This is a genomic window from Novosphingobium sp. SG720 (assembly GCF_012275365.1).
Classification (GTDB): domain Bacteria; phylum Pseudomonadota; class Alphaproteobacteria; order Sphingomonadales; family Sphingomonadaceae; genus Novosphingobium; species Novosphingobium rhizosphaerae.
Genome location: NZ_JAAZQN010000004.1, coordinates 369,036 through 393,788, shown reverse-complemented (window position 1 = coordinate 393,788; position 24,753 = coordinate 369,036). Strand labels below are relative to the sequence as shown.

Sequence of the window (24,753 nt, the reverse complement as noted above, 5' to 3'; positions counted from 1 at the left end):
GGGTTCGGGAAGGGCCGGATTGCTCCGGCCCACCCCATATGGTTACTGCTGTGACCGTTTGAAGACGGCCACGTGACCAGTTTTTCGGAAGCTTACCAGCGGTAGTGGCTGAACGCGCGGTTGGCGTCGGCCATGCGGTGGGTGTCTTCGCGCTTCTTGACGGCGTTGCCGCGGTTGTTGGCAGCGTCCAGCAGTTCAGCCGACAGGCGGGCCGACATGGTGGTTTCCGAACGGTTGCGCGCGGCCGTGATCAGCCAGCGGATCGCCAGGGCCTGGGCGCGCTCGGGGCGCACTTCCACGGGAACCTGGTATGTCGCACCGCCGACGCGGCGCGAACGCACTTCGATGTGCGGCTTCACGTTGTTGAGCGCATCGTGGAAAAGCTGAACCGGGTCAGCCTTCGCACGGGTCTGCATGGTGTCGAGAGCGCCATAGACGATGCTTTCGGCAACCGACTTCTTACCATCGAGCATGAGGTTGTTCATGAACTTCGACAGAACCTGATCACCGAACTTCGGATCGGGCAGGATGACCCGCTTTTCCGGACGACGACGACGTGACATATTGAATTCCTTCTGACCGGGCCAGCATCAAAGCCAGCCGCTCATTTCCGGCATGGTGGCCTGGCGGGGCACCGCGTGCCCCCACCCGCCACGCTTGCGGCCACGATTACTTGGGACGCTTGGCGCCGTACTTCGAACGGCTCTGCTTGCGGTCCTTCACGCCCTGCGTGTCGAGCACGCCGCGCAGCACGTGGTAGCGCACGCCGGGAAGGTCGCGCACACGGCCGCCGCGGATCAGCACCACGGAGTGTTCCTGAAGGTTGTGGCCTTCACCCGGAATGTACGAAATGACTTCGCGGCTGTTGGTCAGACGGATCTTGGCGACCTTGCGGAGAGCCGAGTTCGGCTTCTTCGGGGTGGTCGTGTAGACGCGGGTGCAAACGCCGCGCTTCTGCGGGTTCTGCTCCATCGCAGGGACCTTGCTCTTGGCCTTCTGCGGGACGCGACCCTTGCGGATCAGCTGGTTGATCGTAGGCATGAAGTACTCTTCACCTTGGTTGTGGCAACGCCGGAACAGGTGAAGGAAGACGCATCTCATGCAATGCACCAAGGCAGCGGCGCAGAAGGCCACGGCGTGGGACGCATCGTATGAGCCGAAAACACTCCACCCAGGCCAACGGCACCGGGTTACTTTGACGGCTGGCATCCCGGTGGACCGACCGGCGATTCGGCATGATCCGAATCAGCAAGGCCAAGCCCAATGGGAAAAGGGCCACCATGGCGGATTACCCGCCACTTGCAGCCCCATGCGCACCGGCAATGTTCAGCTCTTTGACTGGCCGGCGGCATGAAATGCCCCCGGAACGAAAGCGCCCCTACGCCAAGGCACCGCCAAGGTCAAGCCGGACGCCCGCGATCCTGGCCAGTCACAAATTCTACCGTTGCGGTTGAGAATCTGCTTGGGGCGGGAACGCGATGTGATACCATCACCGATGCAACCGCCGCCGCGATCCGCCCGGGTCCGCTGCGGCCGTTGCCCGGGACGCGGCCTTGCCTGTCATCAAAAGGCCGGACCGGAATATGGCTGAGAGGAGAAACGCATGGCTTATGTCGATCAGACTGCCCGTCGTCCTTCGCTGCGCATCGGCCTTGCCGTCGGCCTGCTCCATGTGGGCGTCGGCGCCGCGCTGCTCACCACTTTCGCCGGCGGGGCCATCCGTGCGGTAATCCACGATACCTTGCAGGCCAACGACTGGACCTATGTCCCGCCCCCACCACCCAAGACCCCGGATCGCAAACCACCGCCACCCACGACCGGCCAAGTGCCCCCTGCACAAACGCCGGCAGACCCGCGCACGCCAGCCAATCCGCTCCCCCAGACCGGGCCGCTCATCTTGCCCCAGGGCGATACCGGCCCGATCGGCGTGCCCACGCCGGGACCGATTGCCATGCCTTCGCCAGAGCCGCTGCCCACGCCAACCGTCACGCCGCAGCGCGCGGTGCCGCGCGGCGATCCGGGCGGGTGGGTCACGCGCGATGATTATCCGACACAGGCGGTGCGTGAGAACTGGACCGGGGTCACTCGCTTTCGCCTGACGATCGGCCGCGATGGCCGCGTGCTGGACTGCGCCATCACCGGCAGCAGCGGACACGACCTGCTTGATGCCACCGCCTGCAACCGCATCACCAGCCGTGCGCGGTTCCGCGTGGCAACCGACGAAACCGGCGCCGCGACGACAGGTATCTATCTCGGCTCGATCCGCTGGGAATTGAGCGAGTAAGGACACCTTACGCCTTCACCCTGCCTGCCGGCCGCGCGGCGCGAGGAATCTATCCCCGCATCCCCGTGCGGCCGGGCTTTTCATCCCAGGGGCGATGCCCGACCGGCCATAACCTGGTGTCAGTCGGCCGCCAGGTCCTGAAAATCCAGCATGGCCAGCGCGGACGCTTCGGCGCTGCGGCCAGTCTGCACCGCCGAACCCATGCCCGTCTGCCAGTTGAGCATCAGATCGGTCATGGCGGCCATGCCACGCGCGGTCAGGCACACGAACGTGCGCCGCCCATCGCGGCCATCGTCCTCGCGTTCGACCAGCGCGCGCGCTTCCAGAATGCGCAGCCAGCGCAGCGCCGTGGTCGGCGGCACATTGGCGCCGATGCACGCGCTGGTGGTGGGCACGCGCCGGCCTTCGCCGGCCGCGATATAGAGATCGAGCAGGATGTCCCAGGTCGGCTCGCCGAACAGGTCGGCCGCCAGGAAGCGCTCGCGCCGGCGGCGGCCGGCATAGATTTCGCGCGCCATCGCCAGCGCCGCTGTCGGCAGCACGGGGCGCTGCGGCGCCACCACTGCCGATACGGCGATCGGTTCTGCCGGAAATGCCATTGCCCTGGCGCCATCGCCGCGACGGGCAGCAGCCCGCATCGAACGCACGGTCATGCCACGGCCCTCCCCTTGCCCGAAAGCACAGCGATCAGGTCAGCCGCCAGCCGTGATAGTCGCCCAGCCGCCGCGTGCGCAGCACATGTGCCGCGGTGCCAAAGATCAGCAACAGCAGTTGCAGCGTGAAAGGCACCTGGGTCATGACCCAGTACGCCTTGCGCACCATGGCCAGTTCCCACAGCTTGGCCGCGTGGCCCAGCAGCACCACCGCCTGGGCCGCACTGACCGCCAGGGGCCATGCCCGGTTGGCCCGCAAGGCCACCCACAGCAAGACGATAAACGCCCATATATCGATTACCAGGTGTCCAGGGTTCACCGCGAACCATGCGGGATCTCCGAAAATAGCGTGGTTGGCGACGTCGAGCGCGAACGTTGCGAGCAGGATCGCCGCCACCGATTGTTCCGGTTCGCCGCCCCTGCGGGCGGCGAACAGCACGGCAAACGCCAGAAGAATGCGGGGTAGCCAGAGCGAAAGCATCGGGCGTCACATCCTCCTTGCGCGTGCGGACGGCCGGTCAGGCCGCGCGTGGAAGGGCTGCGGCAGCCGCATCGCCGGCGTCGGCCGGATCGGCCAGGGTGGCCGTCTTGGGGCACTGGTCGTTGCCGCCCATGGTTTCGGCGGCAATCGCGCTCAGGCGCCCATGAACCCGCGCCAGTTCGCCCCCGGCATCGACCATCGCCTGCTGGCTCTTGAGCAGGCGCATCAGCGCGTCCTGCCCCTGGAACGGCGGCAGGCCGGCCTCGCGGCGCGCCGTCACCATCGACGAAAGCAGGTTGGCCTGGCGGATCAGCGCTTCATCGAGCGCTGCTTCGGCTTCGTGCAGATCGCGGGTGACGCGCATCTGGGCGACAGCCGGGGTCATCGCGGCAGCGCCGCGAACAGAAAGGGTCTGATTGTGCTTGTTGCTGGTCATCGTCATGTGCCTCCACTCGGCGCCAAGGGCGCCGTCCCCGTTTTGACGCGGAGGATGATCGACGGTTCAGCGATCCACGATCCGTGACAGTTGCGAAAACATCGTCAACCCGCCCAGCACCGTGAGGATCAGGACCATCGCGATCAGGGCCGTGGCCCCCAGTCGCATCAGTGTCCCATATGGTCCGTCAAACATCTCCGGAAGGACGCGATGATATCCCTCATCCCGTTGGTTGACCGGTGCGCCGTCAGCGTGATCCCCATCAACGCTGCCGTACCCGGTCGGGGCTTGGGCCCCATCGCTGCCTTCCTCATGCTTGTGCGTCGGATTATTGCGCATGGCGACGTCCGGCGAACCATATACGGGTTTTCCGGATAGGCCTTCGGCGGCCGTCCGCTCCAGCAAAAGTCTATATGCCTGCGCCACTTCGCTGCGCGACGTGACCTGCAGCTTGCCCCGCGCCAAAAGGATACGCTGATCAACCGTATAGGGAGAGATCCCCAGAATCCGCGAGATCTCCTTGGAGGTCTTGTGCTGGATCAACAGGTCCAGAACCTCCCGCTGCTTGGCGGTGAGTGCATCGAGCGGAGATTCGGATAGTGGCGAGATGGTCATGGTTTCCAACCGATCCTATCGGCAGTGCCGGCCATGTGCCACCCTGCAAGGGAGAGCAGGCGAATCAAAAGTCGATAAAGAAAGGGCATCAGCGATATGTTCATGAACCGGCAAGCGTGATCGGTGGCATGGTACTCTCTGTAACAATGGTTAACGCAAAAGCACACCCATGGGCAGCGCATTGCATATCCCGCGCGGGTGCCACATATCTTTTCATATAGGGGAGGCCGCAGGCTTGGAGGTCCGTCACATGTTCTCGCGGCGCAGCGGCAAGGTTCTCGCCTTGTGCCGGATGACGATGGCGCTCCTGTTCATGGCCGGCATCGTGTTTGCCGCCGACGTATCCTTGCGCAATCCCGATCTCACCACGCTCCTGGCGGGCGGCTACGTGCTGTGGGCCATCGTGCTGGCGGGCATTGCCTGGCAAGACTGGTGGTTCGATTGCCGCCTGGCCCCGGTTGCGCAGATCATCGATTTCATCGCCTTTGCCTCTGCCATCTATTTTACCGAGCAGCCCCATGGCGTGTTGACCGGCCCATTCCTGGTGTTCGGCACGTTCCTGCTGCTGGTGGCGCTGGTTCGCTGGGGCACGATCGGCGTGGCCGCCACTGGCATGGGGCTCATACTCTCGGCAATCGTCCCTGCAGCGGCGCTGGCCATGGAAAGCGCCGGCCCCGATCCGCTGCGCTTCGTGCGCGGGCTGATCTGCATGGTGGTGGTATCCATGCTGATGCTGTGGCTGGCCAGCCGCCAGCGCGGCTTGCGCGTGGTCACGCTGCCAGACCCGATCGGCGCGCCCGGTGCCCGGCGCAACCGCGTGTTGACCGGCGCACTGGGGCAGGCCTGCGCCACCATGGGCGCACGCGGCGCGGCACTGGCCGTTGCCTGGGGTGACGAACCGTGGATCGACCTGCTGGTCGAGCGTGACGGCGTCGTCACCACCGAACGCCAGGGTCCGGGGTTGCTGTCGGAAACCCTGGGTGCGCCAGGGTACCCCACCTTGTTCGATTTGCGCCGCCGCCGCCGCATCGGCCTGGCCGCCGAACACCAGTTGGTGATCGAGCACGAAGCCTTCACTGCGCCGCTGGCCGTCCGCTGCGAGGTGAACGAAGGCATCATCGCCACGTTCAATTCGGTTTCGAGCCAGGGGCAACTGCTGGTCTGGGGCATTCCCGCCATGGCCGTGGACGATCTGCCCTGGATGGCAGCACTCGTGCGCGAAATCGGCCTGGCACTCGATCGCGAGGAAATGGCAACCCTGGCAAAGAGTTCGGCCGTGGCCGAAGTGCGCAATGCCCTGGCCCGCGACCTGCACGACAGCGTGGTGCAGTTCCTGGCGGGCACGATGTTTCGCCTCGAGGCGCTGCGCCGGCGGCTGCGCGATGGCAAGGACCCCGAAGGCGAAATCGTGGCCATGAAGGACGCGTTGCGCCGCGAACAGGCCCAGTTGCGCGTGATGATCGACCGCCTGCGCCGGGGCGAGGACGGCGACCGCGCCACCGACCTGACCGAGGAATTGCGCAGCCTCGTCGAAGAGATGTCCGCCCACTGGCGCATCCGCGTGACCTTTGCCGCCCATGTCGGCTCGCTGTCGGTTCCGATCCACTTATCCTATGAATTGCGACAAATGGTGCGCGAGGCTGTTGCCAACGCAGCGCGACATGGCCAGTGCAGCGAAGTGTCCATCTCGCTCGATCACGACGGCTCGCTGCTGACCGTCACCATCGCAGACAACGGCATCGGCTTTCCCCGTGCCGGGCAATTGCGCCAGCCCCGCTCCATTACCGAGCGCGTCGCCGCGCTGGGCGGGCGGATGCATATTGCCGAACATTCCAACAACCACCTGCGTCCGGGCGCCCGTCTCGATATCGAAGTGCCCATCCGCCTCTATGCATGACAGGCCTCCAGGCATGACCAGCGTTCTTGTCGCAGACGATCACGGCTTCATCCGCGCTGGCGTGGCCGCCGTGCTGCGTGACAGCCAGTTCCATTTGGTGGCGGCCACGGCCAGCGGCGAAGAAACGCTGGCGGCGATCACCACCCACGATCCCGATATCGTACTGCTCGATATCAACATGCCCGGCATGAATGGCGTGCAGGTGCTCGAAACCCTGCGCGCGCGCGGCGACAAGCGCCGCATCGTCCTGCTGACCGCAGAGCTGACCGACCGCAATCTGCTGGCCGTGATGCGTGCCGGGGTGGAAGGTATCGTGTCCAAGGACGGCGCGGGAGACGAACTGATCGAAGTGCTCGACAAGGTCCAGGACGGCGAGCGTGCGATCTCCGCCGATCTGCTGCAACGCGCGCTCGATCTTTCGCTTCATCCCGAAGGCGCGGGCCCGCTCGACCGGCTCAACCCGCGCGAGCGGCGCATTGCCCGGCTGGTGGCACGTGGCATGCGCAATCGCGACATCGGCGCCGAACTCAATATCGGCGAAGGCACCGTGAAGGTCTATCTCCACGCGATGTACCAGAAGCTGGGCATCGAGAACCGCACCGAACTGGCGCTCATGGCGGTGAACGACCTGGCAGAGTGAACCGGCGCGCCCTCCCCCCAGGAAGACGCGCCGGCCAATCGATCCACGCGTGCGGCACCTGGACCGAACGGCAAACGCTCACGCCGGCGTCAGCACCAGCGTGGCCGCGGCGGTATTGCTGATCGGGATATGATAGTTGCGCGTCACTTCGGCCTGGGCGCCATCGCCCAATGCCCCGCGCGCGGCGATCCAGTTGACGATCTCCACCCCCTGCGTCCCGGCGATGGCCGCCACTTCCTCGGTGGAATGGCGCAGCAGGGCCTGCGGATCGTTGGCCAGGTGATCCAGGCAGAACCGGTCGTAATCGGCATTGATGAAGCCAGCCCGCGCCCCGTCGAGCTGGTGCGACAACCCGCCCGAGCCGATCACCACCACGCGCGTATCGTCCTGCCAGGATTGCAGCGCCCGGTTTACCGCGCGGCCCAGGTCATAGCAGCGCTGGGGTGAGGGCAGCGGATATTGCACCGTGTTGATCGCGATCGGCACGATCTTGACCGGCCAGGCATCGGCATCGGGATAGGCCAGTTCGAAGGGGATCGACAGCGCATGGTCCACTTTCATCTTCTGGCACATGGTGATGTCGAACCCGCTGCCCACCAGTTCCTCGATGATGTGCCAGGAAAGCCCGGGATCGCCCTGAAACGTCTTGTAGACCGGCAGGCCCCAGCCCTCGTCCTCGTTGGGATAGGATGCTGCCGCACCCACGGCAAAGGTCGGCATCGCGTCGAGGAAGAAGTTGAGCCCGTGATCGTTGTAGAACACGATGGCGACATCGGGCCTGGTCTGGGAAAGCCACGCGCGCACCGGGGGATAGCCATCGAAAAACGGCTTCCAATAAGGCTTGTCCTGGTCACCCCGAGCGATTGCCCCGCCGATGCCGGGCACGTGGCTGCTGAAATAGCCGCCGATGATCTGCGCGCTCATGCCGCCAATCCTTCATCCTTCCGCGCCGCGACGCAGCCTGCCGCCGTTCCCTGGTCGATCAGGTACTGCTTGAATTCGGGCACGCTCATGCCCGTTTGCAGCGCGCCCAGATCCTGCACGTTAAGACCGAATATCCCGGCCAGCTTGGCCAGGTAATAGACATTGCCGCCGGCCTCGATCATGCCCAGCACGTCGCGCCGGGCCACGGCATCGCGCTGTTCGGGCGTGAGGCGATACCGCGCGCAATAGCCTTCCTCGTCAGCGAGGAACGCGGCGCGATTGGCGCTGTCGTTGAACGAAAAGCACATCGCGTTGAGTTCGAAACCCCGGCTGGCCAGTTCGCCGTCGAACAACAGCGTGCCGGCGATCCCTCGCCGCAACGCCATACTTTCAGGATTGGTCATCGCTGCATCCTCCTTGCCCATCCGCCCGATCGCCGTTGCGGATCAAGCCACCATGCTACGATAGCAAGGCTGCGCCCGCCCTCCTTGACGCATGTCAAATGGGCCAGCGCATGTGGGTCAACGGGCATAGGGATGGTTACGCAAGGGCGTGACCGGGCTTTCCAAGCGCAAGAAATCCCCGTCTAGGCATGCCATGGCCCTGACCAATGCCGAAAGGCAACGCCGCTATCGCCAAAAGCTAAAAGCCCGCGCATCGGGAGAAGCGGCGGGAGACCTGGTGCGCGCCATGGTCGAGCGCGCCATCGGCGTGCTGTGGCGTATCCAGGCGGCGGCATCGCCCGAAGATGCCTTGATCGTCACCGGCCAGTCCGACGCCAACGCGCACGTGCACTCGCTAGCCGAGTTCCGGGCCAACCTGGCGCGCCATCCGGCCAGCCTGCTTGCGCTGTGCCGCGCCACCCTTAACCATGGCGTTGCCCTTCTCCCCGAAGAACGGGCGCTCCTGGCCAGCCTGCTGGAAATAGAAGCCGCCTTGCGCCTTGCGCCACCCCGCCCGCGTTGACGGATTTAACCCCTTTCGCTTGACCCAGGATAAAAAAGCGCTGCGGTTTGCAGGCTATGCCGTTAACACTGTTTTGCAAACGGTCTGACACTGCGGATTCGCGATTCTGCAAGGGCTTAAGGGGCGTAAATGAAAGTCTTGACCGGGGTTTCCGGTGTGATGCAGGCCGCGCTGATCAAGCAGCGCAGCCTGGCCGAGCAGGCCTTGCTGTCTGCCGGCCTTGCCATCGTGCCTGCGCTCCTGCGCCTCGTGATAGATCCCGATCCTGGCACGATGCCGTTCCTGGTGTTCTGGCCCACCGTGCTGCTGTCCGCGCTGCTGCTCGAACCATGGTTCGCCGCGCTGGCCGTGATCGGCTCGTTCGCCTTGGCCCTGATGCTGTTTGTCCGCCCGCTTGCGCAGATGGCGTGGACGGGGCAATTGCTGGTATCGCTGGTTCTGGCCCTGTGCTGCGTCGTGCTGGCAATGACCATGGCGATCGTGGCGCGGACCACCGTGCGCGAGTTGCACTCGGTGACGCGCCAGCAGGACTCGTTCAACCGCGAATTGCGCCACCGCACGCGCAACCTGCTGGCCATCATCCAGGCGCTGTCCGCGCGCGGCCCGCGTGCCGAAAACCCGCTGGATTTCTTCCGCGAGTTTTCCGATCGGCTCGAAAGCCTGGCCAAGGCCAGCGACCTCTTGCGCATCGGCACAGAGGCGGAAGGCCACCTGCCCGAACTGATCGAGCGCACCATCGCGCCGTTCAGCCTGGGATCGCGCATCCGCCTGAGCGGCACCGCCTGCGTGGTGCCCGATCAAAGCTGCATTCCGCTGATCATGGCCGTGCACGAGTTGTGCACCAACGCCATCAAGCATGGCGCCCTGTCCGGCCCGGCCGGCTGGGTCGACTTGCGCTGGTTCCTGGCGCCAGACGGCAACCGGCTTTACCTGCTGTGGAAGGAAACCGGCGGCCCGCTGGTGGCGCCCCCCGCGCACGAAGGGACGGGCTCGCACCTGCTGCGCGCGCAGCCCGGCCTCGAAGCAGTCGACCTGATGTTCGATCCCAAGGGCGTATGGTGCGAGATGCTGATCGTGGGCGCGCGCGCCACCGCCGAACACGAAATGGCCTGACCCCACCCCCCGGCCGGCCTTTCCACACACCGCCGCGCACAGCGGTTCCAAACGCTATTGTTCCGCGGCGGAAGTATTTGGCAACGTGGTCTTGGCGCATGCTGCTATAGCAGTGGCGATTGAGGGCCTTGTTGGGGGTGTTTGAACGTGGATCGGCAAATGCTGCGCCTTTTCCTGCGCAGGTATCGCGGAAATCTCGCGCTGGTGGCGGTGGCCAGCCTGCTGCTCAATGTCCTGGTCTTTGCCGGATCGGGCTACATGATGCTGGTCTACGACTCGGTTTTGCCCAGCCGCAGCATCCCCACCCTGGTGGGGCTCTTCGTGATGCTCGTGCTGATCTACGTATTTCAAGCGGTTTTCGAGGCAATCCGGGCAGAGGCGCTGCTGGGCGTTGCCAATGGCGTGCACGATGACCTGTTCGGCGCGGTGCACTATGCCACCGTTTCGCGGCCACTGCGCGCCGGGGCCGAAAAGGGCGATGGCCTCCAGTTCGCGCGCGATCTCGATTCGGTCCACACTTTCCTGGCCGGGGCGGGACCGGTCGCGCTGATCGACCTGCCCTGGGTGATCATGTTCCTGATCGTGCTGGCCGCGCTGCACTGGTGGCTGGGCCTTACCGCATTAGCCGGCGTACTGGTCATGGCGGTGCTGGCCCTCATGTCCAACCGCCGCACCCAGACCGCCTCGCGCGAATTGGCGATGATCACCGGGCAACGCAGCGCAGCCACCCTCTCGGAAATCCGCTTTGCCGAATCCGCCTTTGCCATGGGCATGCAGGACCGCCTGGTGGCCCGCACCTCGGGCTGGGAAAGCCAGTTCATCGCGGCACAATCGGCCCTGGCGCGCACCGTCTCGCGCCTGGGCGGCGCCAGCCGCACGTTCCGCATGCTGCTGCAATCGATCATCCTCACGGTGGGCGCGCTGCTCGTCATCGATGACAAGGCCAGTGGCGGCGTGATCCTGGCGTCCTCGGTTCTGTCGGGCCGGGCCCTGGCGCCGGTCGATTCGGCCATCGCCAACTGGAAAGGCCTGGTTGCCGCGCGCAGCGGCTGGACCCGTATCGTCCAGGCCATCACCACGTTCCGCCGCCCGCCCGAACGGCAGGTGACGCTCGATCGCCCCCGCGGCGAACTGGCGTTGCGCGATCTGTGGGTGGCGCCGCCGGGAACCCAGCGGTTTACCGTGCAGGGCGTGTCGCTGTCGGTGCAACCCGGTCAGGCGCTTGCCGTGATCGGCCCCAGCGCAGCGGGCAAGACTTCCCTGGTGCGTGGCATCCTCGGGATATGGAAACCCAACCGCGGGGAGGTTCGCCTGGACGGCGCCACGCTGGATCAGTGGGATGCCGAAGCGCTGGGCAGCGCCTTTGGCTATGTCCCGCAAACGGTGGACCTGATCGAAGGCACGGTGGGCCAGAACATCGCGCGGTTCGATCCGGCCGCCACGTCCGATGCGGTGATGGCTGCTGCCCGCGCGGCCAGCCTGCACGAGGCGATCCTGGCCCTGCCCGATGGCTATGACACACAGGTGTCGGCCGGCGCGAGCGAGCTTTCGGCCGGACAACGCCAGCGCGTGGGCCTGGCCCGCGCGCTTTATGGCAATCCCCATCTGCTGATCCTGGACGAGGCCAATTCCAACCTCGATGCCACCGGCGACGCCGCGCTCAACCGCGCGGTGCTGGAAATGCGCCAGCGCGGCGGCATCGTGATCATGATCACCCATCGCCCCGCCACGCTCGGCCCGATCACCCATGTCGCCGTGATGCAAAACGGCCGCCTGGTCGATTTTGGAGAGCGCGACGCGGTGATGCAGCGCACGCTCCAGGCAAACGATGGCGCCGCCGCGCCCGGCGCACCCGCACCCGGCCGCCTGGCCCAGGAGGCCGCACGATGAACGCGCCCCTTTCTCCCGATGCCGTGCGGCAGCTTCTTCCCGCGCTGTGGGTTGACGAGCCTGGCGAGCCCAAGCCCCATGCCCCGCGTCTTTTGGTGCGGCTCGTCGTCGCGCTGGCCGGCCTGATGGTCCTGCTGTTCGGCCTCGCCGCCATCGTGCCGATCGGTGGCGCGGTGATCGGCGGAGGCCAGGTGGGCGTGGAAAGCCGGGTCAAGCGCATAGCCCATCCCACCGGCGGCGTGATCACGGCAATTGCCGTGATCAACGGCCAGCACGTGCGCCAGGGCGAACTGCTGATGCGGCTGGATGACCGCGTGACCGGCGCCGATGCCACCTATTCCAACCTCACCGTGGAACAGTTGCTGGCGCAGAAAGCGCGGCTTGAGGCCGAACGGCTCGGCCTGGGCCAGGTGGTATTCCCGCCCCAGCTGACCGGCTCTGCCAATCCCAGCGCGCGCAAGGCCATGGCCGATGAACAGCATCTGTTCGCCATGCGCCAGACCGAAGAGGGCCAGTTGCGGGCCCAGCTTGCGGCGCGCGTGGTGCAATACAACCAGCAGATCACCGGCCTTCAGGCGCAGATCGATGCCTTGCGCCAACAGCGCCACTTGATCGAACCCGAACGCCAGGGCGTGCGCGACCTGTGGGACAAGCAGCTTGTCACGATCAATCGGCTCAACCAACTGGAACGCACCGCCGTGGATATCGATGGCCAGGTGGCGCAGTTGCAATCGCAGATCGCCCAGACCCGTGCCCGCATTACCGAAGCGCAGGAGCAATCGATCCAGACCGTGCAGACCCGCCGCGTGCAGGCCGGCACCGATCTTGCGCAAGTGAACACTTCCCTCAACCAGCAGCAGTTGCGCAACGTCAGCGCATCGGACCAGAAGGACCGCAGCGAAATCCGCGCGCCTTATTCCGGCACGATCGAAAAGATTGCCTTTGCCGCGATCGGCGATGTGGTGCGCCCGGCCGAACCGATCATGGAAATCGTGCCCGATCACGACGTGATGGTGGTCGAAGCCTCGATCAGCCCCACCGATGTCGACCAGGTGCGCGTGGGCCAGGCCGCGCGGGTACGCTTCTCGGCCTTCAACCGTGCCGCCACGCCGGAAATACCCGGCCGCGTGGTCTATGTCGCCACCGACCGGACGGATAACCAGGAAACCCGCCAGGCCTATTACACTGTGCGGATCGAAGTGGACCAGGGCGCGATCCAGCGCGAGGGGCTGGCATTGCGCAGCGGCATGCCAGCCGAAACCTATATCGAAACCGGCAACCGCTCGCTGCTGTCCTACGTCACCAAGCCGCTGCGTGACCAGTTCATGCGCGCCTTCCGCGACAATTGAGGGGGAATTTCGCCATGCGCCGCAACGCCTTGCGCCACCTGCGCCTTCATTGCCGGCGCGCCCTGCCCAGATCGTCGGCATCAGCCGCGGTGATTCTTGCCTTGCTTGCCACGCCGGCCGCGCACGCGCAGGATGCCACGCAGGACGAAGATGCCGCCCCTGCCTATGCACCCGAATTGCCGGCCGACACGCCGGCCGACATCGTGGAGGGCGCCGCGGCGGGGCGGCCCGTTACCACGCTCGCCGATGCCTTGCGCTATGCCTATTGGACCTCGCCCACGCTGCTCGCCCAGCGCAGCAGCGCGCAAAGCAGCGATTGGGGCGTGGCCCAGGCGCGCGCCGCTTATGGTCCCAAGCTCGATTACGCGCTGACGTATGGCTGGACCAAGGATCGCTTCGAAATCGCCAAGGGGGTTTACCTCGGTCGCCGCGGCTGGACCTCCACCGCCACGGCCGTGCTGACCCAGCCCCTGTTCAGTTTCGGCCGCTCCTTTGCCAACGAGCGCGGCGCGCGGGCGCAGGCGTCGTACCAGCGCGCGGTGCTGCACTCGGCCGAGCAGCAGGCCTTGCTCGATGCGGTGGACGCATTTGTCGGCCTGCGCCGCACCCGCGCGGCCGTGGCCATCGCGGCCGACAACCTGTCCGCTCTCACCCGTGAATTGACCGACAACCAGGCCCGGCTCAAGGCGCATGAAGTGACAGCCACCGATATCCAGCAGGTGGAAACGCGGGTGGAACTGGGCCGCGTGCAACTGCTGGCCGCGCAGCGTGACGCCGGCAGTGCCGAGGCTGCTTTCATCCGCATGATCGGCACCCGCCCTGGCGATCTCGCCGCGCCACCCGCGCTGCAACTGCCCGTTTCCGGGCTGGAAGAAGCCTATGCCTATGCCGAGGCACACAATCCGTTGATCCTGGCGGCGCAGGAACGCGAGCGTGCCTCGCGCGCCAGCGTGGAAGGCGCCAAGGCCGACCAGCGCCCGCGCGTGGATTTCCAGGGCACTGCCGCCCTGCTGCCCTATTCCAGCGGCTTTTCCAATTATTCCGACAGCTTGCGCCAGACCGAGATCAAGGGCGTGGTCACCCTTTCGGGCCCCTTGTTCGACAGCGGAGAGCGCGCCGCGCGCATCCACGCGGCCGAAGCGGCCAACGATGCCGATTGGCGCCTGATGGACGCCACCTTGCGTGAAAACCGCGCCGCCCTCGCCAGCGCCTGGAACGACTGGCAAGCCCAGACCAGCGCGATCGACAACCTCGCCAAAGCGGTCGAATCTGCGCAAAAGGCCTATGACGGCGCCGTGCTGCAAGAGCGCGCCGGCATGTTCACCACGCTCGACGTGCTGCAACTGGCGCGCGAACTGCTTCAGGCGCGCAGTTCCTATAACGAAGGCATCGCTGGCGCCTATATCGCCAAGGCGCAAGTGCTGGCCGCGCTTGGCGCGCTCGATGCCACCTGGCTGCTGCCCGATGCCCCGCGCCACGATGCGGAAAAAGACGCCTGGCGCGTGGCCGGCAAGGCCGACGTCCCCCTGATCACCGCAACGGTGCGCGCGCTGGACGGGCTGGTCGAAGGCCCCGCCCGCCCCCGCCCCACGCGCGACCCTGCTGCTGGCACCCATGCTCCGGCGGCCACGATCGGCGTTCCCGAAACCCCGGCAATGCCCTGATCGGGTTTGGGCCCTAAAAGGAAGCGGTCAGGTTGAGCGCGCCATAGGCCGTGGTGCCATGGGCCGGTGCATTGGGGGCGTCTTCCAGAAACCGCCCCTTCATCAGCAACACCCCGTCCATTTCGAACCGCAACTTGGCCGGGCGCACCCACCAGCGGAAACGCCCGTCCAACTGGTGGCCGGCAAACCCGCCCGATCGGCCCGAAGCATCGCGCACGCCCGTTGTCGAGAAACTGTCGGTCCGCGATGCCAGCCACAAGGCTTCATACGTGGTAAAGGCATCCCACCGGGGCGACGGGGCGACCTCTACCCTGATGCCGGGCGTCGAGACATTGGCCCGGCCGACGGCGTTATAAAGCCCGGCCGGCGCCAGGTCTGCCCGGCGCATGCCATAGAGCGTGTCGAAGTGGCGATAGGTTCCGGGCGCGCCATCGCCGCTGGCGCGATCGTACTGCACCGAAACGCGCGTTTTCCAAGCGTCATGCAGGCTGTAGCCCATCGCTGCGTGGATGAACCAGGCCGCAACCGGCAATGTCGCGGCACCCGGCGCAGCCGAAGCGCTGACCCGGCCCGATTGCGCAAAGGCCTCCACCTCTCCATCGAGTTTTCCCGCCGCCGGCTCGCGCAGCAGGCGGCCGCCATACGTGTCGAGCGAGCGATCGCGCGTGGGATGGCCCGGCGTGTCGCGCTCACCCAGGTGAAAATAGCTGGCTTCGGCCGTGAGCGGCCCGATCGCCTTCGCCTTGGCGAGCACACCGCCCCACAGCACCAGATCGAACCCTTCGCGATCGACGGCAAAGGCGTTGCGCCGTAGCGATGCCGGATCGTCGGGCCGGCGCTGCTGCGGCAGGACGTAGATCGCTGTTGCCGTAATCCCGTTGCGGGTGGCCACGTCTGCGCGCAAGCCGGTGTAGCCGTTGGTCGTGTTGCGATATTCGTCAGCGGCCACCAAGCGGCGCGACCCGATGTTGAGCAGGAACCGCCCCGCCTGGACGGAAACCTTGGCGTGCCCGACCACGCTCTTCACCGCCACGAAGGCCTGCACCAGTTCCAGCGTATTGACTTCGCCCGTGGTGATCGGCGTGCCCTTGTCACCGCCATAGACGCGGCTGTCCCACAGTTCCCCGCCGATGGTGAACGGACCGGACTGGTATTTGGCCATGAGCGTGGTGCGCAGATTGACCAGATCGTCGTTCTGATTGAACCCGGCGCGCGGTTGATTGGCAATCGCCTCGTACCGCAAGCGCGCGGTGCCGGATAGCGCGAAGCCCCCGCCGTCATCGGCCCATGCAGGCGCGGCGAAAGCGATCAATCCGATGCAACACATTGCCCTGACCATCAGCATCCCCCCGGCGCCGCTGTTTGTCTAGCGGCGCCATAGGGATTTGCCGGCGCTGGGTCACAGAAGTTTATCTTCCAAACGAGACACGACGCCTAGGCAGACCGGGATGCGACGGATCGAGGCCCCTTAGAACTCCGACCAATCGTCTTCCGACAATGCGGTATTGCCGACGCTGCGCGGGGCGGGCGCCGGGCGTGGACGCGGTGGCGCAGCGGGCGGCGCAACCGGCGCGGCGGCCGCCGGCGGGGGGGCCGACGGCACGGGGGTTGGCAACGGCGGCGGGGCTGCCGGCCTGACAGGCACCGCAACCGGCGCTGCCACGGGGGTCGGCGCGGGCACTGGGTCAGGCGTGGGCGCGCGGGGTGCCGTGGTGGGGGTGGGGGCCGCCTGCCCGGCGGCAAAGCGGAACTTGCCCAACTCGCGCGCCATCACGCCGGCCTGATCGGCCAGGTTGCGCGCCGTGGCAGTGGCTTCCTCGGCCATGGCGGCGTTCTGCTGGGTGATCGAATCGACATCGCGCACGGTGGCGTTGATCTGGCCCAGCGTTTCGGCCTGCTGGGTGGAGGTGCCGCTGATCCGGCGCATGACATCGTTGATTTCGCTGACGCTGGCGGCAATACGCTCCAGCGCGTCGCCGGTGGCGGTGACCAGCCCCACCCCGCTGGAAACCTGTTCGGTGGAACTGCCGATGCGGGCGCGGATGTCGCGCGCGGCGTCGCCAGCGCGCTGCGCCAAGGCCCGCACTTCGCTCGCGACCACGGCAAAGCCCTTGCCGGCGTCCCCGGCGCGGGCCGCTTCCACCCCGGCGTTGAGCGCAAGCAGATTGGTCTGGAACGCGATGGCGTCGATCACGCCAACGATTTCGGCGATTTCCTGCGAGGATTTCTCGATCGCGGCCATGGCGTCGATGGCGCGTCCCACCACTTCGCCCGATTGCCGTGCCTCGTCCAGCGTTGTCTGCACCATCGCGCTGGCGTGGCCGGCTTCCTGCACCGACTTCTGCACGCTTTCGTTGATCTGGCGCAGCGCGGCAGCGGCTTCCTCAACGGCTGCGGCCTGCTGTTCGGTACGGGTGGAAAGGTCTTCCGATCCAGCCAGGATCTCGGCCGATCCGTTGGACACCTGCTCGGCAATGCCGCCCACCGATCGCATCGCGCCGGCCATCGCATCGACGGCGGAATTGAACGCCGTGCGCAGGCATTCGTAGTCCTGGCGGAAGGCGCGCGTCAGGCGGCAATCGAGGTCGCCGCCGGCAAGCCGCTCCAGCCCGTCGCGCAGGGCATCGACCACCGCAGAGGTTTCCGCCTGGCTCTGCACCTGGATGATCAGCGCATCACTGCCATCCATCTCCAACGGGGTAAGCGTCACCAGCATGCGCAGCGGCTGGCCCTGGCGATCGAGATTGAGCCATTCGAACCGCGAGAAGCCCTGGCGCTGGGCTTCGGCCAGCCGCTCGGCCACATGGACATCCGAGGGGCGGCCATCGGCCTGGCGCGGCGCCGCCAGCGAGCCCGGCGTGGCCCCGATGATTTCCTGGCGGGTGCGCTGATAGACGCGTTCGGCCGCCGCGTTGCACAACGTGAAGTAACCGTTCTGCATCAAGAGGAAGCCGTCGGGCGACCGCTCGAGCACGGCCTGCGCAAATCGGGTCTCGAGCGGAACGACAACGCGCCTTTTGAACATGCAACCTTTCCCCGGTTCCGGTGGACTGAACAGACGGGTCCGGCGCTATCATCGCGACGCTCAAACGCAGCTTAAACGATGGCCACGTAAACATCCGGGTGGGGCGCTGTGGCTTGGGTGAAGCCCGGCGTCATCCCCGCGCAAGATCAAGACGATAGCCGATGCCTGGCTCGTTGCGCAGGGCGGATTGGCCGGGTGGCCGGTCGCTTTCCAGCTTGCGCCGGATGCCACGCGCGGCAACGCGCAGGTATTCCACGTCGGTTTCATGGCCCGGCCCCCAGATCGTGCGCAAGAGCTGCGCATGGGTCACCACGCGCCCGGCATGGCCGGCCAGTTCGGCCAGGAACGCATATTCCTTGGGCGCGAGATGCACTTCCACGCCCGCTTTGCGCACCTGCCGCGCCGCAAGGTCGATCTCCACATCGGCAAAGCGCAGCAACGCGCCGCCTGCTGCCCCGGCGCCGCCGGCCAATCGCGCGCGGTGGCGCAGGGCGGTGCGCACGCGGGCCAGGATTTCGTCGGGATCGAACGGCTTGGTGACATAGTCGCTGGCGCCAAGATCGAGCGCGGCAACCTTTTCCGCCGTGGCATCGCGTGCCGAAAGCACCACCACGGCAAGGCCCGCAGCCACCAGTTGCGGCAGGATTTCCAGGCCGTCGCGATCGGGCAGGCCCAGATCGAGCAGCGCCAGATCGGGCGCCTGGGCGGCCCGCTGGTCCAGTGCCTGGGCGGCGCTGGCGGCCTCGCTCACCACATAGCCGGCCTGGCCCAGGGTGTGGTGCAACAAGGCGCGGATGGCAGGATCATCATCCACCACGAGCACCCGCGCGTTCTTCGCCTCGACCACGCCGCTCATGCCTTACGCCTCCACCGCGCGAACCAGCGCGGACGGCACATGCAGGGCAAAGCGGGCGCCGCCGTCTGGACGATTGGCCGCCGTCACCGCCAGCCCCATGGCTTCGGCAAAGCCCTTTACGATCGCGAGGCCCAGGCCAGTGCCGCCCTGCCGATCAGACCCTTCCAGCCTGGTGAACATGCCGAAAATTCGCTCCTCCTCGCCAGGCGTAACGCCGGGCCCATTGTCACACACGGCCAGTTCCACCCCGCCCTGCCCGTCAGCCAAGGCCTCTACGCGGATCGCGCCACCGCCGCCATGGCGGGCAGCGTTGTCGATCAGGTTGATCAGGCAATGGTGCAACAGGCGCGGATCGGCCAGCACCAGCGGCAAGTCCTCAGGCACGGCCAGGTCCACCTGTCGCGCCAAACCGGCCGGGGCCAGGTGATCGAGCGCAGCATCGCAGGCTTCGGCCAGGTCCACCGGCTCGGGCTCGCGGCGCAAGGCACCGGTTTCCATCCGCACCATCTCGATCAGGTTGGCAACAAACCGGTCGAGCCGCTCTGCCTCGCTCCGCGCGCTGGCCAGGGCCACGGCCTGCTCGTGATCCAGAGGGCGCAGCGCGCGCAGGGTGCCGAGCACGGTGGTCAGCGGCGTGCGCAGATCATGCCCGATCGAGGACAGCAAGGCACTGCGCAGGCGTTCGCGTTCTTGCACGCGGCCCAGCGCCAGCTTTTCCTCTTCCAGGCCGATCCGCGCCAGGGCCAGCCCGGTCTGCGCCAACAGGCTTTCCAGCAAGGGCGCCTGCGCGCCTTGCAAGGGCAGATCGGCATCGGGGTCGCCCACGCCCACCACGGCCAAGGGGCCATGGCTGCCCGGCACGGGCAGGAACAGCCATTCCGATGCGGTGGGCACCAGCCCGCCCGGCCCGGCAGAGCGGCCACTGTCCAGGCACCACTGCGCCGCCGCCGCTTCGAGAAGATCGAGCCGGTCATGCGCAGGGCGTGCCGCCACCAGTTCCACGATGCCCTGCGCATCGGGCGCTGCCACCAGCACGCGCAGGCCGAACAGATGCGCCACTTCGCTGGCCAGCAAGGTCCACAGCGCGTCGCGCCGGGTCACGCCCATCAATCGTCCGGCAAAGCCGGCCAGCAAGGCGTCGCGCCCGGCCTGCGCCTGGGCCAGCATTGCCTGCTGGCGCAGGCGCGCGGCCATGTGGCTGCCCACCAGCGCCACGCCCAGCAGGATGACCAGCGTGATCAGGTGCGATGGATCGGCCACCGCCATGGTGAAGCGGGGCGGAATAAAGAAGTAGTTGTAGCACAAGGACGACAGCACGCCCGCCGCCAGCCCGGGCCGCAATCCCAGGCGAATGGCGGCAAACATCACCGGCACCAGATAGAGCAGCCCGATATCGGCAATGTCGCCCCGCGCCAGCAGCGTCAGCCCCATCAACGTGGCAAGGCCGATCAGCGCGGCCGTGGCCAGGAGGCCGGCAAGCAGCCCATCGCCCTCGGCAGTGCCGGTCGGAGGCGCAATGCGGTGGGCGTGAGCAAGGGTCATGGCCATGGGATGCCGCACCAGTGCCCCTGCTGTCGAGAGGCCAGGCTGTCGCACCCGGTCGCGGCCTCACGACAAAGAAGGCGTGAAGCGGCGTAAAGAATGCATAAATTTCGTCGCGCCCGGTCACGCCGGGGCGTAGCGGCGCCGCCATGACTGCCATACCCCTTTCGGCGGCGCCCGATTCCGCGGCCGCCAGTGCGTCCGCTGCCACCGATCATGCGCCTGCCAACGCTTCGCCCGGAACACATGATGGCCACCCGCCACAGGGCCTGCTGCCCCTGGCCGTGGGCGCCATCGGCGTGGTGTTCGGCGATATCGGCACCTCGCCGCTCTATTCGCTGAAGGAAAGCTTCATCGGGCACCATCGCCTGGCGGTGGATGCCGATCATATCTTCGGCGTGCTCTCCCTGATGTTCTGGACCATGACGCTGATCGTCACGGTCAAGTATGTCTTCGTGATCCTGCGCGCCGACAACAAGGGCGAAGGGGGCAGCCTGGCGCTGCTCGCGCTGATCGGCCGGCAACTCAAGCCGGGCCGGTGGACGGCGTTCACCGCGATCCTGGGCATCGTCGCCACGGCCCTGTTCTATGGCGACGCCATCATCACACCGGCGGTTTCGGTGCTTTCGGCGGTGGAAGGGCTCACCGTGGTGCACCCCGCCTTTGCCGACGTGGTCCTGCCGATTTCGATCGCCATTCTCATCGGCCTGTTCGCCATCCAGTCGCGCGGCACGGCGGCGGTGGGCAAGTTGTTTGGCCCGGTCATGCTGGTCTATTTCCTGGTCATCGCGCTGCTTGGCCTCAACGGCATTGCCCGTGCGCCGGAAATCCTGCTGGCGGTGAACCCCTGGTATGCGGTGAAATTCTTCACGCTCGATCCCCTGCTGGCGTTCCTGGCGCTGGGTTCCGTCGTGCTGGCGGTGACCGGGGCCGAAGCGCTCTATGCCGACATGGGCCACTTCGGCCGTCGCGCGATCATGGTGGCGTGGCTGTGGGTGGCGTTTCCCTGCCTGCTGATCAACTATGCCGGGCAATCGGCCCTGCTGCTGCGCAACCCGGCCATGGTGGAAAATCCGTTCTTCCTGATGGCCCCGGATTGGGCGCGGCTGCCGCTGGTGATCCTGGCCACCCTGGCCACGGTCATCGCCAGCCAGGCGGTGATCTCGGGCGCGTTCTCGGTTTCGCAGCAGGCGGTGCAGCTTGGCTTCCTGCCGCGCATCCGCATCCTGCACACCAGCGCCAGCGCGGCCGGCCAAGTCTATGTTCCGCTGGTGAACTGGGTCTTGCTGGCGATGGTCATCCTGCTGGTGCTGGCGTTTCGCACGTCGAGCAATCTGGCCTCGGCCTATGGCATTGCCGTGACCGGTACGATGTTCATCACCGCCTGCATGCTCGGCGTGCTGACGTTTGCCGTGTGGAAGTGGCACCCGCTGGTGGCGGGCCTGGTCACCGGCACGTTCCTGGTGATCGACGGCGCCTATTTCGCCTCGAACGCCACCAAGATTCCCGATGGCGGCTGGTTCCCGCTGCTGGTGGCGGCGATCACGTTTACCGCGCTCACCACCTGGGCCACCGGGCGGCGCATCCTGCGCGAGCGCCTGGCCGAAGACGCCATGCCGTTCGACCTGTTCCTGGGTTCGGTGTGCGAGCGCGTGCGCCGCGTCAAAGGCACGGCGGTGTTCATGGCGTCGACCGTTGAAGGCATCCCGCCCGCGCTGCTGCACAACTTGAAGCACAACCACATCCTGCACGAACGCGTGGTGATCCTGACCGTGATGACCGCCGGCGTGCCCCACGTGCCCGATCACAAGCGGCGCGACGTCGAAGACATGGGCCACGGCTTCTATCGCATGATCATCAACAGCGGCTTTATGGACGAGGCGGACATTCCCGCCGAACTGGCCGCGGAAACCCGCGCAGGCGGACCGTTCAAGCCGATGGAAACCAGCTATTTCCTGGCGCGGCAAACCCTGATCGCGTCAAAGCGGCCGGGCATGGCGATCTGGCGGGAAAAGCTGTTTGCCTGGATGGTGCGCAATTCGGAAAGCCCGATGCAGTTCTTCCGCCTGCCCACCAACCGCGTGATCGAACTGGGCAGCCAGTTGGAAATCTAGGAGTGGTCGCGCGAGGGCTTCGACAGGCTCAGCCCAACCGATAGCCGTTCCAACTCCCCCTCCTCTTCGCAAGGAGGGGGTTGGGGGTGGTGGAACCCTTGCGCGAGGCTTCGCACCACCCCCGGCCCCTCCTCTGAAGAGGAGGGGAGAATCGGCCTGCATCTCAACTCGTTCGCCAGGATTCAGGCCCGCTAAATTTCCACCACCGCATCAGCCAGCCGCGCCACATCCTGCTGCTGGTGCGATACCAGCAGGACCGGCAGGGCAAACACGTCGCGGATGCGCGCGATCAGGGCAATCACCCCTTCGCGCCGCGCCGGATCGAGCGCGGTCAGCGGTTCGTCCATCAACAGGAAACGCGGGGCCGACAGCAGCGCCCGGCCGATCGCCACGCGCTGCGCTTCCCCGCCCGACAACGTGTGCGGGCGCCGGCCAAGCAAAGGCGTGATGTCAAGGAATCCGGTCACTTCCTCCAGCGTCAGCGTGCGGCGTTCGGCTGGGGCGTGGCGCCAGCCGAACAGCAGGTTGTCCCGCACGGACAGGTGCGGGAACAGGCGCAAGTCCTGAAAGACATAGCCAGCGGCGCGGACCTGGGGTGGTAGGTCGATCCCGCCGGCGGCATCGAACAGGACGGCGCCATCCACGGCGATGCGGCCCGAACGCGGGCGCAACAGGCCGGCGACGGCATCGAGCGTGCTGGTCTTGCCCTGCCCTGACGGGCCAACCAGCGCGGTAATGCCGGGCCCGCCGGCCACGCGCACGGCAAATTCGCGGCCACCGCGCGCCAGCACGATGTCGATATCAAAGGACATGCGCGCCCCTGCCCCCCTGCAAGCCAACGCCCCCCTGGCGCCGCGCCAGCCATTCCGAGCCGACCAGCGCCAGCAGCGACAGCACCACCGCCACCACGGCCAGGCGCCAGACCGTGGCTTCGCCGCCGGGCACCTGCAACGCAGCATAGATCGCCAGCGGCAGCGTCTGGGTTTCCCCCGGAATGTTGGACACGAACGTGATCGTGGCGCCGAATTCGCCCAGCGAGCGCGCAAAGCCCAGCACCGCACCGGCGAGCATGCCCGGCGCGCAGAGCGGCAAGGTCACCTGGCGGAATGTGGCCCATGGCCCGGCGCCCAGGGTGCGCGCGGCCTGCTCCAGCCGGGGATCGACCGCTTCAAGCGACAGGCGGATGGCCCGCACCATCAACGGCAGGGCCATGATCGCGGCAGCCAGTGCCGCGCCGGTCCAGCGGAACAGCAGGGTCACGCCAAACGTGCGCCACAGCCAGCCACCCACCGGGCCGGCCGGCGCGAATGCCACCAGCAGCATCCAGCCGATCACCACCGGCGGCAAGACCAGCGGCAGGTGCACCAACGCATCGAGCACCAGGCGCCCGCGAAACCGCCCGCGCGCCAGCGCCCAGGCCAGCGCAAAGGCGATGGGCAGAACGCCCAGGATGGCAACGCCGCTGACTTTGGCCGACAGCGCCACCACGCCCCATTCCTGTGCCGAAAGCAGCATGCCCGTCAGTGCGCCACAAAGCCGAAGCGACGGAAAATCGCCTTGCCCTGCCCAGACAGCAGGAAGCGACGAAAACCTTCGGCATCGGGATGGGTGGAACTGGCCAGCCGGGCCAGCGGATAGGTGATCGGCGCATGGCTGCCGGCGGGAAACACCCCCACCACCCGCACGCCCGGTTCGGCCCGCGCATCGGTGGCATAGACGATGCCCAGCGGCGCGGCGCCGTGGGCGACCAGGGCCAGCGCGGCACGCACGTTTTCGGCCCGCGCCACTTGTCCCTGAACCTGGCTCCACACCCCCAGCCGTTCCAGCGCCGCCTTGCCATAGCGGCCGGCGGGCACGGCGTCGGGATCGCCCATCGCCAGCTTGCCCCCGCCCAGCGCGCGCGCCAGCGGGAAACCAGGCGCGGGATAGAGCCGCAAGGCGCTGCCCGCCGGAGCCACGATCACCAGCGCGTTGGTCACCAGCCGCGCACGCGTGCGCGGTGCCAGGAGACCGGCATGCGCAACATCGTCCATCCAGTCTTCATCGGCCGACACGAACAGGTCAGCCGGAGCATGGGCCTCGATCTGTCGCGCCAGCGCCGAAGAGGCCGCGAACGATACCACCGGCCGTGCATGGCCCAACGCCGACCAGCGATCGGCCGCGGCGTTCATCGCTTCCTGCAGGCTGGCTGCGGCCAGCACCAGCGGCCCCTTGCCCAGGCCCTGCGCGGCGGCGGGCGCGGCGCTCGTGGCCAGAGCGGCGATCACGGCAAGAAAACGCAGAACAAGGCGGCCCATGGCAACT

General features: G+C 66.8%; 24 protein-coding genes. 9 read left to right on the top strand and 15 right to left on the bottom strand.

The genetic code is table 11. The annotated features are described in order from the left end of the window. Positions 1 to 92 precede the first annotated feature (92 nt). Positions 93 to 563 carry a 30S ribosomal protein S7 gene (gene rpsG / locus FHW94_RS16560; RefSeq protein WP_022675066.1) on the bottom strand — a complete coding sequence of 157 codons (471 nt, stop codon included), beginning with the start codon at positions 561 to 563 and terminating at the stop codon, positions 93 to 95. 106 nt (positions 564 to 669) lie between these two features. Further along, positions 670 to 1,041, bottom strand: a complete 372-nt coding sequence (rpsL, locus tag FHW94_RS16555) for a 30S ribosomal protein S12 (protein ID WP_022675067.1) — start codon at positions 1,039 to 1,041, stop codon at positions 670 to 672. A gap of 562 nt (positions 1,042 to 1,603) precedes the next feature. Here rpsL and FHW94_RS16550 point away from each other — a divergent pair. Next, a complete protein-coding gene (locus tag FHW94_RS16550; RefSeq protein WP_168556919.1) occupies positions 1,604 to 2,284 on the top strand; it encodes an energy transducer TonB in 681 nt (226 codons plus the stop codon). Between the two features lie 119 nt (positions 2,285 to 2,403). Here the strand turns inward: FHW94_RS16550 and FHW94_RS23360 are convergent, their stop codons facing one another. The 4 genes from FHW94_RS23360 to FHW94_RS16530 form a co-directional block, all read right to left on the bottom strand. Next, positions 2,404 to 2,937: a MarR family transcriptional regulator gene (locus FHW94_RS23360; protein WP_221240683.1), complete on the bottom strand. Its 534-nt coding sequence runs from the start codon at positions 2,935 to 2,937 to the stop codon at positions 2,404 to 2,406. A 34-nt stretch (positions 2,938 to 2,971) separates the two neighbouring features. Then, positions 2,972 to 3,418 carry a hypothetical protein gene (locus tag FHW94_RS16540; protein WP_168556918.1) on the bottom strand — a complete coding sequence of 149 codons (447 nt, stop codon included), beginning with the start codon at positions 3,416 to 3,418 and terminating at the stop codon, positions 2,972 to 2,974. Positions 3,419 to 3,455: 37 nt separating this feature from the next. After that, the gene (locus tag FHW94_RS23355; RefSeq protein WP_246866185.1) at positions 3,456 to 3,854 is read right to left on the bottom strand and encodes a hypothetical protein; all 399 of its coding nucleotides are present in this window, start codon (positions 3,852 to 3,854) and stop codon (positions 3,456 to 3,458) included. Between the two features lie 66 nt (positions 3,855 to 3,920). Beyond that, positions 3,921 to 4,469, bottom strand: a complete 549-nt coding sequence (locus FHW94_RS16530; RefSeq protein WP_168556917.1) for a helix-turn-helix transcriptional regulator — start codon at positions 4,467 to 4,469, stop codon at positions 3,921 to 3,923. 250 nt (positions 4,470 to 4,719) lie between these two features. Here FHW94_RS16530 and FHW94_RS16525 point away from each other — a divergent pair, with 250 nt between their 5' ends. Next, positions 4,720 to 6,366: an ATP-binding protein gene (locus FHW94_RS16525; RefSeq protein ID WP_168556916.1), complete on the top strand. Its 1,647-nt coding sequence runs from the start codon at positions 4,720 to 4,722 to the stop codon at positions 6,364 to 6,366. Positions 6,367 to 6,379: 13 nt separating this feature from the next. Continuing rightward, the gene (locus FHW94_RS16520) at positions 6,380 to 7,006 is read left to right on the top strand and encodes a response regulator transcription factor (RefSeq protein ID WP_168556915.1); all 627 of its coding nucleotides are present in this window, start codon (positions 6,380 to 6,382) and stop codon (positions 7,004 to 7,006) included. Between the two features lie 78 nt (positions 7,007 to 7,084). Here FHW94_RS16520 and FHW94_RS16515 read toward each other — a convergent pair whose 3' ends face one another. Next, entirely contained in the window at positions 7,085 to 7,930 is an 846-nt protein-coding gene (locus tag FHW94_RS16515) for a class III extradiol dioxygenase family protein (RefSeq protein ID WP_168556914.1), read from the bottom strand. Further along, entirely contained in the window at positions 7,927 to 8,334 is a 408-nt protein-coding gene (locus FHW94_RS16510; protein ID WP_210425703.1) for a protocatechuate 4,5-dioxygenase subunit alpha, read from the bottom strand. The genes FHW94_RS16515 and FHW94_RS16510 overlap by 4 nt, the downstream gene beginning before the upstream one ends. A gap of 193 nt (positions 8,335 to 8,527) precedes the next feature. Between FHW94_RS16510 and FHW94_RS16505 the strand changes: the two genes are divergently transcribed. The 5 genes from FHW94_RS16505 to FHW94_RS16485 all read left to right on the top strand — a co-directional run bounded on the left by FHW94_RS16505 (position 8,528) and on the right by FHW94_RS16485 (position 14,912). Further along, positions 8,528 to 8,896, top strand: coding sequence for a hypothetical protein (locus tag FHW94_RS16505; protein ID WP_168556913.1), 369 nt, complete (start codon positions 8,528 to 8,530; stop codon positions 8,894 to 8,896). A 129-nt stretch (positions 8,897 to 9,025) separates the two neighbouring features. Beyond that, the gene (locus FHW94_RS16500) at positions 9,026 to 10,009 is read left to right on the top strand and encodes a sensor histidine kinase (RefSeq protein WP_168556912.1); all 984 of its coding nucleotides are present in this window, start codon (positions 9,026 to 9,028) and stop codon (positions 10,007 to 10,009) included. Between the two features lie 159 nt (positions 10,010 to 10,168). Then, positions 10,169 to 11,899: a type I secretion system permease/ATPase gene (locus FHW94_RS16495; protein WP_210425702.1), complete on the top strand. Its 1,731-nt coding sequence runs from the start codon at positions 10,169 to 10,171 to the stop codon at positions 11,897 to 11,899. Beyond that, positions 11,896 to 13,248, top strand: coding sequence for an HlyD family type I secretion periplasmic adaptor subunit (locus FHW94_RS16490; RefSeq protein WP_168556910.1), 1,353 nt, complete (start codon positions 11,896 to 11,898; stop codon positions 13,246 to 13,248). Before FHW94_RS16495 ends, FHW94_RS16490 begins: the two co-directional genes overlap by 4 nt. Before the next feature lie 14 nt (positions 13,249 to 13,262). After that, positions 13,263 to 14,912, top strand: coding sequence for a TolC family protein (locus FHW94_RS16485; RefSeq protein WP_168556909.1), 1,650 nt, complete (start codon positions 13,263 to 13,265; stop codon positions 14,910 to 14,912). A 13-nt stretch (positions 14,913 to 14,925) separates the two neighbouring features. Here the strand turns inward: FHW94_RS16485 and FHW94_RS16480 are convergent, their stop codons facing one another. The 4 genes from FHW94_RS16480 to FHW94_RS16465 all read right to left on the bottom strand — a co-directional run bounded on the left by FHW94_RS16480 (position 14,926) and on the right by FHW94_RS16465 (position 20,335). After that, complete coding sequence (locus FHW94_RS16480) at positions 14,926 to 16,224, bottom strand: alginate export family protein (RefSeq protein ID WP_246866184.1); 1,299 nt, start codon at positions 16,222 to 16,224, stop codon at positions 14,926 to 14,928. A gap of 156 nt (positions 16,225 to 16,380) precedes the next feature. Continuing rightward, complete coding sequence (locus FHW94_RS16475) at positions 16,381 to 17,937, bottom strand: methyl-accepting chemotaxis protein (protein WP_168556907.1); 1,557 nt, start codon at positions 17,935 to 17,937, stop codon at positions 16,381 to 16,383. A 130-nt stretch (positions 17,938 to 18,067) separates the two neighbouring features. Continuing rightward, positions 18,068 to 18,793, bottom strand: coding sequence for a response regulator transcription factor (locus FHW94_RS16470; protein ID WP_168556906.1), 726 nt, complete (start codon positions 18,791 to 18,793; stop codon positions 18,068 to 18,070). Positions 18,794 to 18,796: 3 nt separating this feature from the next. Further along, the gene (locus FHW94_RS16465) at positions 18,797 to 20,335 is read right to left on the bottom strand and encodes a DUF4118 domain-containing protein (RefSeq protein WP_168556905.1); all 1,539 of its coding nucleotides are present in this window, start codon (positions 20,333 to 20,335) and stop codon (positions 18,797 to 18,799) included. Positions 20,336 to 20,484: 149 nt separating this feature from the next. Between FHW94_RS16465 and FHW94_RS16460 the strand changes: the two genes are divergently transcribed. Beyond that, entirely contained in the window at positions 20,485 to 22,449 is a 1,965-nt protein-coding gene (locus FHW94_RS16460) for a potassium transporter Kup (RefSeq protein WP_168556904.1), read from the top strand. Between the two features lie 191 nt (positions 22,450 to 22,640). Here FHW94_RS16460 and FHW94_RS16455 read toward each other — a convergent pair whose 3' ends face one another. The 3 genes from FHW94_RS16455 to modA are packed head-to-tail and all read right to left on the bottom strand — an operon-like array spanning position 22,641 to position 24,746. Further along, entirely contained in the window at positions 22,641 to 23,261 is a 621-nt protein-coding gene (locus FHW94_RS16455; RefSeq protein ID WP_168556903.1) for an ATP-binding cassette domain-containing protein, read from the bottom strand. Beyond that, a complete protein-coding gene (gene modB, locus FHW94_RS16450) occupies positions 23,251 to 23,961 on the bottom strand; it encodes a molybdate ABC transporter permease subunit (protein ID WP_168557014.1) in 711 nt (236 codons plus the stop codon). The genes FHW94_RS16455 and modB overlap by 11 nt, the downstream gene beginning before the upstream one ends. Positions 23,962 to 23,969: 8 nt before the next feature. Continuing rightward, the gene (modA, locus tag FHW94_RS16445; protein WP_168556902.1) at positions 23,970 to 24,746 is read right to left on the bottom strand and encodes a molybdate ABC transporter substrate-binding protein; all 777 of its coding nucleotides are present in this window, start codon (positions 24,744 to 24,746) and stop codon (positions 23,970 to 23,972) included. Positions 24,747 to 24,753 lie beyond the last annotated feature (7 nt).

What these genes read in the sequence shown, in the direction of transcription:
- FHW94_RS16500 (WP_168556912.1), top strand. Translation starts at nt 9,026, where the DNA reads ATGAAAGTCTTGACCGGGGTTTCCGGTGTGATGCAGGCCGCGCTGATC.
- FHW94_RS16465 (WP_168556905.1), bottom strand. Translation starts at nt 20,335, where the DNA reads ATGACCCTTGCTCACGCCCACCGCATTGCGCCTCCGACCGGCACTGCC.
- FHW94_RS23360 (WP_221240683.1), bottom strand. Translation starts at nt 2,937, where the DNA reads ATGACCGTGCGTTCGATGCGGGCTGCTGCCCGTCGCGGCGATGGCGCC.
- FHW94_RS16510 (WP_210425703.1), bottom strand. Translation starts at nt 8,334, where the DNA reads ATGACCAATCCTGAAAGTATGGCGTTGCGGCGAGGGATCGCCGGCACG.
- FHW94_RS23355 (WP_246866185.1), bottom strand. Translation starts at nt 3,854, where the DNA reads ATGACCAGCAACAAGCACAATCAGACCCTTTCTGTTCGCGGCGCTGCC.
- rpsG (WP_022675066.1), bottom strand. Translation starts at nt 563, where the DNA reads ATGTCACGTCGTCGTCGTCCGGAAAAGCGGGTCATCCTGCCCGATCCG.
- FHW94_RS16505 (WP_168556913.1), top strand. Translation starts at nt 8,528, where the DNA reads ATGGCCCTGACCAATGCCGAAAGGCAACGCCGCTATCGCCAAAAGCTA.
- FHW94_RS16540 (WP_168556918.1), bottom strand. Translation starts at nt 3,418, where the DNA reads ATGCTTTCGCTCTGGCTACCCCGCATTCTTCTGGCGTTTGCCGTGCTG.
- FHW94_RS16520 (WP_168556915.1), top strand. Translation starts at nt 6,380, where the DNA reads ATGACCAGCGTTCTTGTCGCAGACGATCACGGCTTCATCCGCGCTGGC.
- FHW94_RS16470 (WP_168556906.1), bottom strand. Translation starts at nt 18,793, where the DNA reads ATGAGCGGCGTGGTCGAGGCGAAGAACGCGCGGGTGCTCGTGGTGGAT.
- modA (WP_168556902.1), bottom strand. Translation starts at nt 24,746, where the DNA reads ATGGGCCGCCTTGTTCTGCGTTTTCTTGCCGTGATCGCCGCTCTGGCC.
- FHW94_RS16525 (WP_168556916.1), top strand. Translation starts at nt 4,720, where the DNA reads ATGTTCTCGCGGCGCAGCGGCAAGGTTCTCGCCTTGTGCCGGATGACG.
- FHW94_RS16475 (WP_168556907.1), bottom strand. Translation starts at nt 17,937, where the DNA reads ATGTTCAAAAGGCGCGTTGTCGTTCCGCTCGAGACCCGATTTGCGCAG.
- FHW94_RS16460 (WP_168556904.1), top strand. Translation starts at nt 20,485, where the DNA reads ATGACTGCCATACCCCTTTCGGCGGCGCCCGATTCCGCGGCCGCCAGT.
- FHW94_RS16495 (WP_210425702.1), top strand. Translation starts at nt 10,169, where the DNA reads ATGCTGCGCCTTTTCCTGCGCAGGTATCGCGGAAATCTCGCGCTGGTG.
- FHW94_RS16485 (WP_168556909.1), top strand. Translation starts at nt 13,263, where the DNA reads ATGCGCCGCAACGCCTTGCGCCACCTGCGCCTTCATTGCCGGCGCGCC.
- FHW94_RS16530 (WP_168556917.1), bottom strand. Translation starts at nt 4,469, where the DNA reads ATGACCATCTCGCCACTATCCGAATCTCCGCTCGATGCACTCACCGCC.
- FHW94_RS16515 (WP_168556914.1), bottom strand. Translation starts at nt 7,930, where the DNA reads ATGAGCGCGCAGATCATCGGCGGCTATTTCAGCAGCCACGTGCCCGGC.
- FHW94_RS16455 (WP_168556903.1), bottom strand. Translation starts at nt 23,261, where the DNA reads ATGTCCTTTGATATCGACATCGTGCTGGCGCGCGGTGGCCGCGAATTT.
- rpsL (WP_022675067.1), bottom strand. Translation starts at nt 1,041, where the DNA reads ATGCCTACGATCAACCAGCTGATCCGCAAGGGTCGCGTCCCGCAGAAG.
- FHW94_RS16550 (WP_168556919.1), top strand. Translation starts at nt 1,604, where the DNA reads ATGGCTTATGTCGATCAGACTGCCCGTCGTCCTTCGCTGCGCATCGGC.
- FHW94_RS16490 (WP_168556910.1), top strand. Translation starts at nt 11,896, where the DNA reads ATGAACGCGCCCCTTTCTCCCGATGCCGTGCGGCAGCTTCTTCCCGCG.